A 12,025-nucleotide genomic window follows, 5' to 3' on the forward strand; every position below is an offset into this window, starting at 1 on the left:
CCGATGTGGTGCAGCCGCCAGTGGCTCGTGACGGCCGCGCTCGCGATGCGGCCCTCTGGGCCGTGAGCAGCGCGGGTGGCGCGAGGCGCCGCGGATGTGCCGCAGCGGGCGCACCGGAATTCTTCAAGGGGCTCATGATGTCAGGGGTGCCACCCGCGCTCGTCCTGCTGCATGGCTTCACACAGACCCGCCAGAGCTGGCGGCGAACGGCGCAGGCGCTGCAAGGACGCTATCGCGCGCTGGTGCCGGACCTCCCCGGCCACGGTCAGGCGAACCACCGGACGGCGAGCTTCGACGCCGTCGCCGCGTACACACGGGCGCTCGTGAACGAGCGGACGTTCGCGCTGTGCGGGTACTCGATGGGCGGGCGGATCGCGCTTCACACGGCGCTCACGCTCGGCCCCTCGGTCGTCACCCGCCTGGTCCTGGTGGGCGCGAGCCCCGGCCTGGCCGATCCTCAGGAGCGTGCCGCACGCCGCCAAGCCGACGACGCGCTCGCCGACCGGCTCGAGACGCTCGACATCGAGACCTTCGCCCGCGAATGGGGCTCGCAGCCGCTGTTCGCCGGCCAGCCCGAGCGCGTCGCCGCGGCCGCCTACGCGGACCGCCTGCGCAACACGCCCGCGGGCTTGGCCGCGGCGCTGCGCGGCCTTGGCACGGGGGTGATGGAGCCGCTGTGGGACCGGTTGCCGGAACTGCAGATCCCGGTCACGTTGATCGTCGGCGAACGCGACACCAAGTTCCGCGGCATCGCCGAGGCGATGCGCGAGCGGCTGCCGATCGGGAACCTCGTGATGGTCGAGGGCGCCGGCCACGCGGTCCAGCTGGAAGAGCCGGCCGCTGTGGCCAGCGCCATCTACCAGTCCTTGTCTTCCTCGTCCGCCTCGGCGTAGTCGTCGCCGTCGAAGTCCTCCTCGAGGAGTTCGTCGAAGGCGTCGCTCGTGATCGCACTCGTTCCGTGCTCGTCGCCGTGTTCGGCGTGTTCGATGAGGTCCGCTTCCGCGAGCTCGAAACCCTCGCTTTCGCCCTCACCGGCTTCGATCAGTGGTGCGAGCGCGGGATCGACCTTGTCGTCCGGCGTCTCAGGCCATTCCGGTGCCATGACCGGAAGCCTACGTCAAGCCAACCCTGGAACGGAAGGGACGGGGATCGAACCGCCCCGGGGCTCCGGTGCGCCGGTCGGCTCGGCGAAGTTCGCGAGCGTCGCGAGCCCGCACGCCCGCGAGATCCGCAGCCCCGCCGCGGCGTGGACGCCGGCGGCGATCCCCAGCGGGCCGTCGAAGGTCGATGTCAGGTAGACGCTCGAGCCGGCGGCGCGGGCGCGGCGGGCGTCCTCGAGCACGGCGGAGATGCCACCGCGCGAGATCTTCAGGCAGACGAGCTCGGCGGCGCCGGAGCCGGGGGCGTGGGTCTCATCCATCGCGATCCGGACGGGTGAGGAGGCGGCCACGGCGCGCAGCGCTTCGACGCCGTGCACCGGCTCCTCGCACAGCTCCAGGCCGATCGGGGCGAGCGCGCGCAGGTTCGCGAGCGCCTCCTCGGGCGTCTGCCACGCCCCGTTGGCGTCGACCCGGATCAGCACGTCCGGCCCGACGGCGGCGCGCACGGCGGCCAGGCGCCCCGCGTCGTCGCCGACGCCCACCTTGACCTTCACGCAGCGGAAGCCTTCACGCACCGCCTCCGCCGCCGCCTGCGCCGCCCCTGCGCGGTCGTCGGCGCCGATCGTGGCGTTCACGGCGACCTCATCGGCAGCGAGCGGGTGGATCAGCTTCGCGAGCGGCGTCTGCGTCCGGCGCGAGGCGTGGTCCCACAGCGCCATGTCGATCGCCGCGAGCGCCTGCGGGAGGTCGCGCTCGGCCTTGCAGGCGGCGAGGACGTCCGCGGTCGGCTCGATGCCGCTCAAGACCTCCTTGTAGGCGTCGATCGCCGCGCTCGCGCTGGCGAGGGACACGCCGTCGAACGGCTCCAGCGGCGCGGCCTCGCCCTCGCCGTACAGACCGTCGGGGAAGTCGAGGCGGACCCGCAGCGTCTCGCGCTCGTGCAGCTCGCCCCAGGACGCCCGCAGCGGCGCGCGCAGCGCGTAGCGGACCGTCCGGACCGAGAGCTCGACCATCAGCGCGAGAGGAGGAGCCCGATGCCGAGCAGGACGCAGAACACGAGCTGGAGCATGCCGGTGCGCGCCAGCGCGCCGTTCAGGCTGGGCCCGTCGACGCGGTTGCGGACCACGCGCACGATCGGCGCCGCGAGCGGCAGCGCCAGCCACGGCAGCAGCAGCCACGCGGTCAGGTGCTCGCCGCCGAACACCCATGCAAGCGGCGCGGTCGCGAACGCGCCGTAGACCAGCAGCGCGTAGCCGAGCCTCGCCTTGTCGCGGCCGAGGCGGACCGCGAGCGTGCGCTTGCCTGCGCGGCGGTCGGTCTCGAGGTCGCGGGTGTTGTTGACCATCAGGATCGCGGTCGCGAGCAGGCCGACCGGGACCGCGAGGACGAACGACTCCCAGTTGAACTCCTGCGTCTGGGCGAAGAACGTGCCGGTGACGGCGACCAGGCCGAAGAACAGGAAGACGAAGACCTCACCGAGCCCTTCGTAGCCGTAGGGGCGTGGGCCGCCCGTGTAGAGCACGCCGGCGAGGATCGAGAGGACGCCGATCAGGAGGATCTGCCAACCCGCGGTGACGATCAGATAGACGCCCACCAGCACCGCCAGGCCGAACGCGACGTAGGTGGCGATCAGGACCTGCTTGGGCGGCACCAGGCCGCCGGCGGTCACGCGGACCGGGCCGAGGCGGTCCTCGGTGTCCGCGCCGCGGCGGGCGTCGGAGTAGTCGTTGCTGAGGTTGGTGCCGATCTGGATCAGCAGCGCGCCGAGCAGCGTGGCGATGAACGTCAGGACCTTGAACGTCCCGAGCGTGTACGCGTAGGCCGTGCCGACCAGCACAGGTGCGGCCGCCGCCGGCAGCGTCCGCGGCCGGGAGGCCATCAGCCAGATCTTGAACGGACTCAAGGTCGTTTGGGGAACTGCGCGAAGTCGGGCTGGCGCTTGGCCTTGTAGGCCTCGCGGCCCTCTTTCGCCTCGTCGCTGGCGTAGAACAGAAGATTGGCGTCGTGCGCGAGCTGCTGGATCCCCGCCATACCGTCTTCCTCAGCGTGAAAACTCAGCTTTACGAGGCGCAGGGCGAAGGGGGAGAGGGCGAGCATCTCGTGGCACCATTGGACGGTCTCGGTCTCGAGCTGGTCGAGTGGGACGACCGTATTCACGAGCCCCATGTCGAGCGCCTGCTGGGCGTCGTACTGGCGGCAGAGCATCCAGAACTCCTTGGCCTTCTTCGGGCCGACGTGCTTGGCGAGCAGGCTCGCGCCGTAGCCGCCGTCGAAGGAGCCGACCCGCGGACCGGTCTGGCCGAAGCGGGCGTTGTCGGCCGCGATCGTCATGTCGCAGACGAGGTGCAGGACCTGGCCGCCGCCGATCGCCCACCCGGCGACCATGGCGATGACCGGCTTGGGCAGGCGGCGGATCTGCACGTGCAGGTCGGTCACGTGGAAGCGCCCGACCTGCGCTCCGCCCGGCACGTAGCCGGTGTCGCCGCGCACCCGCTGGTCGCCGCCGGAGCAGAAGGCCTTGTCGCCCGCGCCGGTGAGGATGATCACGCCCACCGTGGTGTCCTCGCGCGCCTTCTCGAGCGCGTCGGAGACCTCGATCAGCGTCTCCGGGCGGAACGCGTTATGGACTTCGGGACGGTTGATCGTGATCTTCGCGATCCCGTCGCCGGACAGTTCATAGAGGATGTCTTCGTAGTCGGCGCCGGCAGTCCAGTTCACGGCGCTGAGCCTAGCGGCGGCGCCTCGAGGGCGGCGCGCAGGGAGCGCACGAGCGGTTCGATCGCGTCCAACTCGCCGGAGAGGAACCGCCGCTCGAGCGCGCGGGCATGGTCGGCGGCCGCCGTCTCGCCCAGCACCGCCAGCGTCCCCGCAAGCCGGTGTGCCTCCGCCTGCGCCTCGCGCCGCTCGCGCTCCAGGACATGCGGACCCTTGGCCGCCGCGCGCTCGATCACGCCGACGCGCGCGAGCTCGGTCGGACGCCACTGCGCCCACAACTCCCGGATCGCCGAGGAGAGCGTGTCCTGCATGGCACCAACCTAAGCTCGTCTGGATGCACTGGGTAGAGCAGGCTCCCCCGTCCGGGGTGGCCGTGGAGACCGCGGACGGCGCGCTGGATTACGGCACCTTGCTGACCCGGGCGCGCGCGGGCGCGGCCGAGCTCGCGGGCCACCAGCGGGTCGCGATCGCGCTCCCGCCGGGCCTCGACTTCGCGGTCGCGCTCCACGCCTGCCTGCTCGCGGGAGCCGCCGCGGTGCCCCTCGACCTGCGCGAGCCGGCGCCGCGCCTGGCGGGGGCGACGATCACGATCGACGGCCCGCTCGGCACGGGCCCGGCCGCGTCGCCGGGCGCCGCCGCGTCGCCGGGCGCCGCCGCGCTCTCGCCGCGCCGCGCCGGCGCCGGCGCGCTCGACCTCGCCGCGCCGGCCCTCGTCGTCCACACGTCCGGCACGACCGGCACGCCGCGGCCGGTCGAGCTGACCCTCGGGCAGATCCTCCACAACGCCCTCGGGTGCGCGGTCGCGCTCGGGCATGACCGGCACGAACGCTGGCTGTGCCCGCTCCCGCTCAGCCACGTCGGCGGCCTGATGGTCCTGCTGCGCTCGGCGATCTACGGGACGACCGCCGTGCTCGGACCCGCCGACACGGACGACGTCACGATCGCGAGCCTCGTCCCGACCCAGCTCTCCCGCCTGCTCGTCCGCGAACCACCGCGGACCCTGCGGCTCGTGATGCTCGGCGGCGCACCCGCCGATCCGACGCTGCTCGCCCGCGCCCGCGAGGCCGGCTGGCCGGTCGCCCCGACCTACGGGCTCACGCAGGCGTGCTCCGCCGTGACCGTCGCCCGGTCCGGCGACACCGAGACGTCGGGAACGCCGCTCCCGGGCGTGACCGTCGAGATCGCGCCCGACGGCGAGATCGTCGTCGACGGGCCCACCGTCACCGAACGCCTCCACACCGGCGACCTCGGCACCCTCGACGAGCAGGGGCGCCTGAAGGTCCTCGGCCGCAAGGTGGACACGATCGTCTCCGGCGGCGAGAACGTCATGCCCGCGGAGGTCGAGGCCGCACTCCTCGCCCACCCCGCGGTCGCCGAGGCGGGCGTCTTCGGCCGCCCCGACCCCGAATGGGGCGAGGCCATCACCGCCCACGTCGTCCTGCGCACCCCGCTCGAGCCGGAGATCCTGCGCGAGTTCGCCGCCACCCGCCTCGCCCGCTTCAAGGTCCCCAAGACGATCGAGCCCGTGACCGAGCTACCCCGTAACGCGAGCGGGAAGCTCCTGCGCCGCGAGTTGGGCTAGCACCCAGCCGGGCCGCTCGTTGAGGTCCTCCTCCCTGAAGCGAAGCACCACGAATCCGGCCGCCCGAAGCGCCGCGTCCCGGATCCGGTCGTCCACCTGCGACCGCTTGCGCCGATGCCCGACCCCGTCGACCTCGACGCACAACCCCGGCCAGAACGCGTCGACCTCGAACCCGTTGATCTTCACGTTCTGACGCGGCGCCGGAAGGCCCGCGCCGACCACCATCCGCCGGAACCGCTTCTCGAGCCGGCTTCGCGAGCCGGCGCTCCCACTGGCGTGCAGTTCCAGCGCCTCCTCGAGCACCTTGACCCGCCGCCGCCCGTTGGCTCGTCCCATCGCCGCCAGCGTCGCTTCGCGGCTGAACTTCCCCAAATGCGCGGCCTCATGGATGACGAGCGCGAGGTCGTCGGCATCCAGCTCGTCGGCGAGGTCGACCAGCAGTCGCGCGACCGTCGCGACCGGGATGCCGTCGACGACCACGACGTCGCGGGGGTCCAGGTTGCGGCACGTATGGGCCCGGAACCCGGGCTGAGAGGTGCGCGGCTTCGGCACCAAGACGTCGATCACCTGCACCCGTTGCGTCATGACCGCCAGCAGTCGCCCGCCCGCGAACCCGGTGAGCGTCGCGCCGTCGCCCGCGGCGAGCAGCGCGGCCATCCACCCACCGCGCTCCGACAACGCGGCGTGCCCATACGCGTAGACGCCGCGGTAGAGCGGGTGGAGCCGCCCGGTTCGAACCCACTTCGCGATCCCGCTGGAGCTCATCCCGAGCTGAGCACCGCGGATCACGCCGTGCTGGCGGGCCGCGATGACCCAGGGTGGTTCGAGTTTGCTCACAACGCGTGAGCAAACTCGAAACACCCCCTACGGCTCCACACGCAACCGTGCCAATACCGTCAACGAAATGCCACGAAACGCCACACGCGACGACTTCCCGGCCGTTCTCGCCCTGTGGGATGAAGCGCGCAGCGGCCACGCGGAGACGCCCGACTCGATCGAGGCGCTCGAACGGCTCGACGACGGCGCGCTCATCGTGCACACACACGACGGGAAGGTCGTCGGTGCGGTGATCGCCGCGTTCGACGGCTGGCGCGGGAACATGTACCGGCTGGCGGTCGCGCCGAACCATCGCCGCATCGGGATCGCCAAGCAACTCGTGACCGCGGGGGAGGAGCGGCTGCGCGCCCAAGGCGCCCCCAAGGTCACCGCGCTCGTCGGCCGCGGGGACGAACAGGCGGAGGCGCTGTGGCGCGCCGTCGGCTACCGCGACGATGTTGCCATCGGTCGATGGGTTCACTCGCTGGGATGACGCCGCCCGCTACATTGCCAATGGCCGTCGCAACTGGCGCTTAGGTGGAGAACCACCGGGGAGCGACGAGCGTCGAACGGTCGCGCGCCTGGGCACCTTCAACTCGATCCAACGAGGAGACCCCGTGACCGTTCCAGACACCACTACCCCCGTGATCATCCCGGAGGACCTGAAGCCGGGTGACGGCCGGTTCGGCTGCGGGCCGTCGAAGGTCCGTCCCGCGCAGCTCCAGCGTCTCGTCGAGGCCGACGGCGCCGCGCTGATGGGCACCTCGCACCGCCAGAAGCCCGTCAAGGCGCTCGTGGGGCGGGTCCGCCAAGGTCTGAGCGAGCTGTTCCAGACCCCCGACGGCTACGAGGTCATGCTCGGCAACGGCGGGACGACCGCGTTCTGGGACGCGGCGACGTTCGGCCTCGTCAAGGAGCGCGCGCTGCACCTGACCTACGGCGAGTTCTCATCGAAGTTCGCCAAGGCGACCAACGACGCGCCGTTCCTCCAGGACTCGATCGTCATCAAGGCCGACGCGGGCGACGCGCCCGAGCCCACGTCCGACCCGAGCGCCGACGTCGTCGCCTGGGCGCACAACGAGACCTCGACGGGCGTGATGGTTCCGGTCGAGCGCGTCGGCGACGGCCTCGTGCTGATCGACGCGACCTCCGGCGCCGGCGGCCTGCCCGTCAACAGCCAGGACGCCGACGTCTACTACTTCGCTCCCCAGAAGTGCTTCGCCTCCGACGGCGGGCTGTGGCTCGCGCTCACCAGCCCCAAGGCCCAGGAGCGGATCGGCGAGATCGCGGCCTCCAACCGCTGGATCCCCGAGTTCCTGAGCCTCTCCACCGCGCTGGACAACTCACTCAAGGACCAGACCTACAACACGCCCGCCATCGCAACGCTGGTCCTGCTCGCCGATCAGATCGAGTGGATGCTCGGCCTCGGCGGCCTCGACGCCTGCGTGCAGCGCACCACGGCCTCCTCGACCCACCTGTACGACTGGGCCGAGGAGACGACGTACACCACGCCGTACGTGAAGGACGCAAACAAGCGCTCGCTCGTCGTCGGCACGGTCGACTTCGACGACGCGGTCGACGCGGCCCAGGTCGCCAAGACGCTCCGCGCCAACGGGATCGTGGACGTCGAGCCGTACCGCAAGCTCGGCCGCAACCAGCTGCGCGTCGCGATGTTCCCGGCCATCGAGCCGGAGGACGTCAAGGCGCTCACCGCCTGCATCGACTTCGTCGTCGAGAACCTGTGAGCCTCGAGTCCCGCGATCGCTGGATCAAGGCGGCCGCCGGCTGGGAGGCGCGGGCCGACTTCTTCGCGCGGGACACCATGCCGGTGTCCCTCGCGATGGTCGAGGCGATCCAGCCGCAGCCCGGGCAGACGATCCTCGACCTGGCCGCGGGGATCGGTGACACCGGGTACCTCGCGGCGGAGCTGATCGAGCCCGGCGGGCAGCTGATCACGTCGGATTTCTCGCCCGACATGCTGTCCGCGGCGCAGAGACGGAACAAGCTCAAGAACGTCCGCTTCCGGCAGATCGACCTGAGCACGCCGATCGACCAGCCGGCGGCGAGCATCGACGCCGTGCTGTGCCGGTGGGGCTACATGCTGCTCGAGGACCCCGAGTCCGCGCTCAGGGAGACGAGGCGGATCCTCAAGCACGACGGCAACCTCGCCCTCGCGGCCTGGACCGGGCCCGACGACAACCTCTGGAGCGCCGCGGCGACGCGCGCGCTGGTCGAGCACGGGGTCATCCCGGCGCCGCAGGGTCCCGGCCAGTTCACGTGGGCCGACCCGGCCCTGATCGTCGACACGATGGAGGCCGCCGGGTTCATCGAGCCCGACGTCGACGCCATCGACTTCGTCATGCGTTTCGAGGACTTCGACGACTGGTGGACGCACCTCACGCTCACGAGCGGTTCGGTCGGCGAGGCGGACGCGAAGATGGACTTCGCGACCCGCAGCGACGTGCTGGCCGACCTCGAGAAGGTGGCCGAACCATTCACCCAACCCGACGACCGTCTGGAAATTCCCGCACGGACATGGATCGCGACAGCAACCGCCTAGGATCACCGCCCATGTACTACGACGACGACGCGGATCTGGACCTGCTCAAGGGCAAGACCGTGGCCATCCTGGGGTACGGCTCCCAGGGCCACGCGCACGCCCGGAACCTCCACGACTCTGGGGTAGACGTCGTCGTAGGCCTCCGCGAGGGTTCCAGCTCCGTCGAGCACGCCAAGGCCGCCGGCCTGAACGTCACGAGCATCGAGGACGCCGCCAGCCAGGGCGACATCGTGATGGTCCTGCTCCCCGACGAGAAGCACCACGACGTCTACGAGCAGTCGATCAAGGACGGGATCGCTCCCGGCAACCTGCTGATGTTCGGCCACGGCTTCTCGATCCACTACGGCGAGGTCGAGGCCCCGCCGGAGGTCGACGTCGCGCTGGTCGCCCCGAAGGGGCCGGGTCACCTGGTCCGCCGCCAGTACCTCGAGGGCTCGGGCGTCCCGTGCCTGATCGCGATCGACTCCAACGCGACCGGCGACGCGCAGAAGCTCGCCCTGGCCTACGCCAAGGGCATCGGCGGCACCCGCGGCGGCGTGATCGAGACGACGTTCAAGGACGAGACCGAGACGGATCTCTTCGGCGAGCAGGCCGTGCTCTGCGGCGGCGTCTCCGAGCTGGTCAAGGCCGGCTACGACACCCTGGTCGACGCCGGGTACGACCCCAAGCTCGCGTACTTCGAGTGCCTGCATGAGCTCAAGCTCATCGTGGACCTCATGTACGAGAAGGGGATCACGGGCATGCGCCACTCGATCTCCAACACCGCCGAGTACGGCGACCTGACCCGCGGCAAGCAGATCATCACCGCCGAGACCCGCGCGGCGATGAAGAACGTCCTCGGCCAGATCCAGGACGGCACCTTCGCCCGCGAATGGATCGCCGAGAACCGCGCCGGCCAGGAGAACTTCCAGCGCATGCGCAAAGAGGAGATGGGTCACCAGATCGAGACCGAGGGCAAGCAGTTGCGCTCGATGATGAGCTGGATCGACACCGAATTCGAAGAGGGCTGATGAGCACCCTGACGGAACCCTTCCGCGTCCTTGTCGCGGAGAAGATCGCCGACACCGGCGTCGACATGCTCAAGGAGCGTTTCGACGTCGACCTCGGCACGGACTGGAGCCGCGAGGACCTGCTCGAGCGCATCGGCAGCTACCACGGCATCCTGATCCGCAGCGCGACGAAGCTGGACGCCGAGGTGATCGACCGCGCCGACAACCTGCGGGTGGTCGGCCGCGCGGGCGTGGGCGTGGACAACGTCGACGTCGCCGCCGCGTCCAAGCGCGGGATCATCGTCGCCAACGCGCCGGAGGCCAACACGGTCGCCGCCGCCGAGCACACGGTCGCGCTGATGCTCGCGCTCGCCCGCAACATCCCGCAGGCGCACGCGTCGCTGACGAGCGGCAAGTGGGAGCGCTCGAAGTTCGGCGGGACCGAGGTCGAGGGCAAGACCCTCGGCGTGCTCGGCTTCGGCCGCATCGGCCAGCTGGTCGCGATCCGCGCCCGCGCCTTCGGCATGAACGTGGTCGCGTACGACCCGTTCGTCAGCCCGGAGCGCTTCCGCGAGATCGGCGCCGAGAAGGCCGAGTCGCCGGACGACGTCCTCGCCGCCGCCGACTTCCTCACGCTGCACCTGCCGAAGACCCCGGAGACCCAGGGCTTCATCAACAAGGACACCCTGGCCAAGACCAAGGACGGCGTGCGGATCATCAACGTCGCCCGCGGGCCGCTCGTGGTCGACGAGGACCTCAAGGCCGCGATCGACTCCGGCAAGGTCGCCGGCGCCGCGCTGGACGTCTTCGCGCAGGAGCCGATCACCGATCACCCGCTGTTCGGCTACCCCAACGTGGTCGTCACGCCCCACCTGGGCGCCTCGACCGCCGAGGCGCAGGACCGTGCCGGCGTGCAGACGGCCGAGCAGGTCGTCGCCGCGCTCACCGGCGGGGTCGTCTCCACCGCGGTGAACATCCCGGCGATCAGCGCCGAGGACTCCGAGGTGCTCGGGCCGTTCGTTCCGCTCGCGCTGCGCCTGGGGCGGATCGCCGCGGCGTTGACCGACGGCGTCGAGCGCGTCGAGGTCGAGCATCTCGGCCGGATCGCCGAACGCGACACCCGCTTCCTCACGCTCAGCGTGCTGATGGGGCTCTTCGCCGGGCGCACCGAGGAAGAGGTCAACCTGGTCAACGCGCCGACGCTGGCCGAGGAGCGCGGGATCTCGGTCTCCGAGCGTCGCGAGACCAAGGCCCGCGACTACGCCGACCTGATCCGCGTGACGCTGTTCAACGGCGACGAGCGGGTCCGGGTCGTCGGCACGACGCTCGGCCAGCTGCACCGCCCGCACCTGCTCGAGGCGTGGGGTCAGCGCTTCAACCTGCAGATCGACGACCCGTACCTGACGCTGTTCCGCTACTCGGACGTGCCGGGCATGGTCGGCCGGGTCGGGTCGAAGTTCGGCGATCAGGGCGTGAACATCTCCGCGGCCGCGGTGGGCCGCGGCGAGGGCGACGGCCACGCCGACATCGCGGTGATGGCGGTCACGACCGACGCCGCCGTGCCGGACGCGGTCGTGAGTGAGATCGCGGGCTCTGACGGCTTCGTCAGCGGCCGCAGCATCGCGCTCGACTAGAGCACTTCGCGCGCAGCCGGCGGAGACTTCTTCGCCGGCTGCGGCTTGCACGTCGAGGCCCAGCCGGGCTGCTTCGCCAGCCGCAGGGCCTCCGCCGCCATCCCGCGGATCGAGCGCGAGGCGCCGAGCAGCTCGCCCCACGGCGCGTCGAGCCCGCCGCGCAGCGTCGAGTTCGTGGTGAACGCGAGCATGTTGTTCGCGCCCGACAGCGCCAGCACCCGCCCGCGGCACTCGCGGACCGGGTTGGTCGAGCCGGCGAGGTTGGAGAGCATGCGGCTGTTGGCCGACGCGAACGCGTGCGTGCGGGCCAGCGGAGCGGTCGCGCAGCGCCGGTAGTCGCGGTTGCGCAGCTCGCGGGCGAGGTGTTCGGCGTGCGCCTCGCACGACGCGAGCGAGGCGAGCGACCGCTTCGCCTCGGCGGCCGTCGTCCGGCGCAAGAGCGCCAGCGACTCGCGCGCGGGCTCGTCCCAGTGCCCGGGCTTCTCCGGCGCGGGCGGCGGGGGATTGGGCGGCGTCCTGGCCCACGCGTGCGGCGCCGGCGTCACCGGATGGCCGAGCACGAGCCCGAGCGACGCGGCCGGAACGGCCAACACCAGCACTCCGAGCAGCAGCGCGAGCCGCGAACGCAT

The 12,025-nt window shown here is 71.4% G+C and carries 14 protein-coding genes and 1 riboswitch; of the genes, 7 read left to right on the forward strand and 7 right to left on the reverse strand.

Annotation, left to right across the window (positions count from 1 at the left end; translation table 11 throughout):
• The first annotated feature begins 146 nt into the window (after nt 1-146).
• A complete protein-coding gene (menH, locus tag G569_RS49095) occupies nt 147-893 on the forward strand; it encodes a 2-succinyl-6-hydroxy-2,4-cyclohexadiene-1-carboxylate synthase (protein WP_053226479.1) in 747 nt (248 codons plus the stop codon).
• On the opposite strand, the gene G569_RS0116605 is transcribed toward menH, so the two are convergent.
• Genes G569_RS0116605 through G569_RS0116625 form a run of 5 tightly spaced genes read right to left on the reverse strand, consistent with a single transcriptional unit; the run spans nt 857 to nt 4,126 of the window.
• The gene (locus G569_RS0116605; RefSeq protein ID WP_028064232.1) at nt 857-1,102 is read right to left on the reverse strand and encodes a hypothetical protein; all 246 of its coding nucleotides are present in this window, start codon (nt 1,100-1,102) and stop codon (nt 857-859) included. The two genes, menH and G569_RS0116605, sit on opposite strands and share 37 nt — an antisense overlap.
• A gap of 15 nt (nt 1,103-1,117) precedes the next feature.
• A complete protein-coding gene (locus tag G569_RS0116610) occupies nt 1,118-2,113 on the reverse strand; it encodes a mandelate racemase/muconate lactonizing enzyme family protein (RefSeq protein ID WP_028064233.1) in 996 nt (331 codons plus the stop codon).
• On the reverse strand, nt 2,113-2,979 hold the full coding sequence (locus G569_RS0116615; RefSeq protein ID WP_053226525.1) for a 1,4-dihydroxy-2-naphthoate polyprenyltransferase: 867 nt from the start codon (nt 2,977-2,979) through the stop codon (nt 2,113-2,115). The genes G569_RS0116610 and G569_RS0116615 overlap by 1 nt, the downstream gene beginning before the upstream one ends.
• A 20-nt stretch (nt 2,980-2,999) precedes the next feature.
• Nucleotides 3,000-3,818, reverse strand: a complete 819-nt coding sequence (gene menB, locus G569_RS0116620; RefSeq protein WP_028064235.1) for a 1,4-dihydroxy-2-naphthoyl-CoA synthase — start codon at nt 3,816-3,818, stop codon at nt 3,000-3,002.
• Nucleotides 3,815-4,126: an Hpt domain-containing protein gene (locus G569_RS0116625; protein WP_028064236.1), complete on the reverse strand. Its 312-nt coding sequence runs from the start codon at nt 4,124-4,126 to the stop codon at nt 3,815-3,817. Before G569_RS0116625 ends, menB begins: the two co-directional genes overlap by 4 nt.
• 23 nt (nt 4,127-4,149) lie before the next feature.
• Here G569_RS0116625 and G569_RS49100 point away from each other — a divergent pair, with 23 nt between their 5' ends.
• Nucleotides 4,150-5,397 carry a class I adenylate-forming enzyme family protein gene (locus tag G569_RS49100; protein WP_157592097.1) on the forward strand — a complete coding sequence of 416 codons (1,248 nt, stop codon included), beginning with the start codon at nt 4,150-4,152 and terminating at the stop codon, nt 5,395-5,397.
• Here G569_RS49100 and G569_RS0116635 read toward each other — a convergent pair.
• Complete coding sequence (locus G569_RS0116635; protein ID WP_028064237.1) at nt 5,350-6,234, reverse strand: type IV toxin-antitoxin system AbiEi family antitoxin domain-containing protein; 885 nt, start codon at nt 6,232-6,234, stop codon at nt 5,350-5,352. The two genes, G569_RS49100 and G569_RS0116635, sit on opposite strands and share 48 nt — an antisense overlap.
• A gap of 67 nt (nt 6,235-6,301) precedes the next feature.
• Here G569_RS0116635 and G569_RS0116640 point away from each other — a divergent pair, with 67 nt between their 5' ends.
• The 5 genes from G569_RS0116640 to serA all read left to right on the forward strand — a co-directional run bounded on the left by G569_RS0116640 (nt 6,302) and on the right by serA (nt 11,396).
• The gene (locus G569_RS0116640; RefSeq protein ID WP_028064238.1) at nt 6,302-6,706 is read left to right on the forward strand and encodes a GNAT family N-acetyltransferase; all 405 of its coding nucleotides are present in this window, start codon (nt 6,302-6,304) and stop codon (nt 6,704-6,706) included.
• A 19-nt stretch (nt 6,707-6,725) separates the two neighbouring features.
• Nucleotides 6,726-6,807, forward strand: a riboswitch (ZMP/ZTP riboswitch).
• Between the two features lie 23 nt (nt 6,808-6,830).
• Nucleotides 6,831-7,958, forward strand: coding sequence for a phosphoserine transaminase (gene serC / locus G569_RS0116645; RefSeq protein WP_028064239.1), 1,128 nt, complete (start codon nt 6,831-6,833; stop codon nt 7,956-7,958).
• The gene (locus G569_RS0116650; protein WP_028064240.1) at nt 7,955-8,773 is read left to right on the forward strand and encodes a class I SAM-dependent methyltransferase; all 819 of its coding nucleotides are present in this window, start codon (nt 7,955-7,957) and stop codon (nt 8,771-8,773) included. Before serC ends, G569_RS0116650 begins: the two co-directional genes overlap by 4 nt.
• Complete coding sequence (gene ilvC, locus G569_RS0116655; RefSeq protein ID WP_053226481.1) at nt 8,749-9,783, forward strand: ketol-acid reductoisomerase; 1,035 nt, start codon at nt 8,749-8,751, stop codon at nt 9,781-9,783. The genes G569_RS0116650 and ilvC overlap by 25 nt, the downstream gene beginning before the upstream one ends.
• Entirely contained in the window at nt 9,783-11,396 is a 1,614-nt protein-coding gene (gene serA, locus G569_RS0116660) for a phosphoglycerate dehydrogenase (protein WP_028064242.1), read from the forward strand. Before ilvC ends, serA begins: the two co-directional genes overlap by 1 nt.
• Here serA and G569_RS0116665 read toward each other — a convergent pair.
• Nucleotides 11,393-12,025, reverse strand: coding sequence for a hypothetical protein (locus tag G569_RS0116665; RefSeq protein ID WP_157592099.1), 633 nt, complete (start codon nt 12,023-12,025; stop codon nt 11,393-11,395). The two genes, serA and G569_RS0116665, sit on opposite strands and share 4 nt — an antisense overlap.

Source organism: Solirubrobacter soli DSM 22325 (assembly GCF_000423665.1).
Classification (GTDB): domain Bacteria; phylum Actinomycetota; class Thermoleophilia; order Solirubrobacterales; family Solirubrobacteraceae; genus Solirubrobacter; species Solirubrobacter soli.

Coding starts and splice junctions, on each gene's coding strand:
- G569_RS0116665 (WP_157592099.1), bottom strand. CDS start 12,025: ATGCGTTCGCGGCTCGCGCTGCTGCTCGGAGTGCTGGTGTTGGCCGTT.
- G569_RS0116605 (WP_028064232.1), bottom strand. CDS start 1,102: ATGGCACCGGAATGGCCTGAGACGCCGGACGACAAGGTCGATCCCGCG.
- G569_RS0116625 (WP_028064236.1), bottom strand. CDS start 4,126: ATGCAGGACACGCTCTCCTCGGCGATCCGGGAGTTGTGGGCGCAGTGG.
- G569_RS0116640 (WP_028064238.1), top strand. CDS start 6,302: ATGCCACGAAACGCCACACGCGACGACTTCCCGGCCGTTCTCGCCCTG.
- ilvC (WP_053226481.1), top strand. CDS start 8,749: ATGGATCGCGACAGCAACCGCCTAGGATCACCGCCCATGTACTACGAC.
- G569_RS0116610 (WP_028064233.1), bottom strand. CDS start 2,113: ATGGTCGAGCTCTCGGTCCGGACGGTCCGCTACGCGCTGCGCGCGCCG.
- G569_RS0116615 (WP_053226525.1), bottom strand. CDS start 2,979: ATGGCCTCCCGGCCGCGGACGCTGCCGGCGGCGGCCGCACCTGTGCTG.
- serA (WP_028064242.1), top strand. CDS start 9,783: ATGAGCACCCTGACGGAACCCTTCCGCGTCCTTGTCGCGGAGAAGATC.
- G569_RS49100 (WP_157592097.1), top strand. CDS start 4,150: ATGCACTGGGTAGAGCAGGCTCCCCCGTCCGGGGTGGCCGTGGAGACC.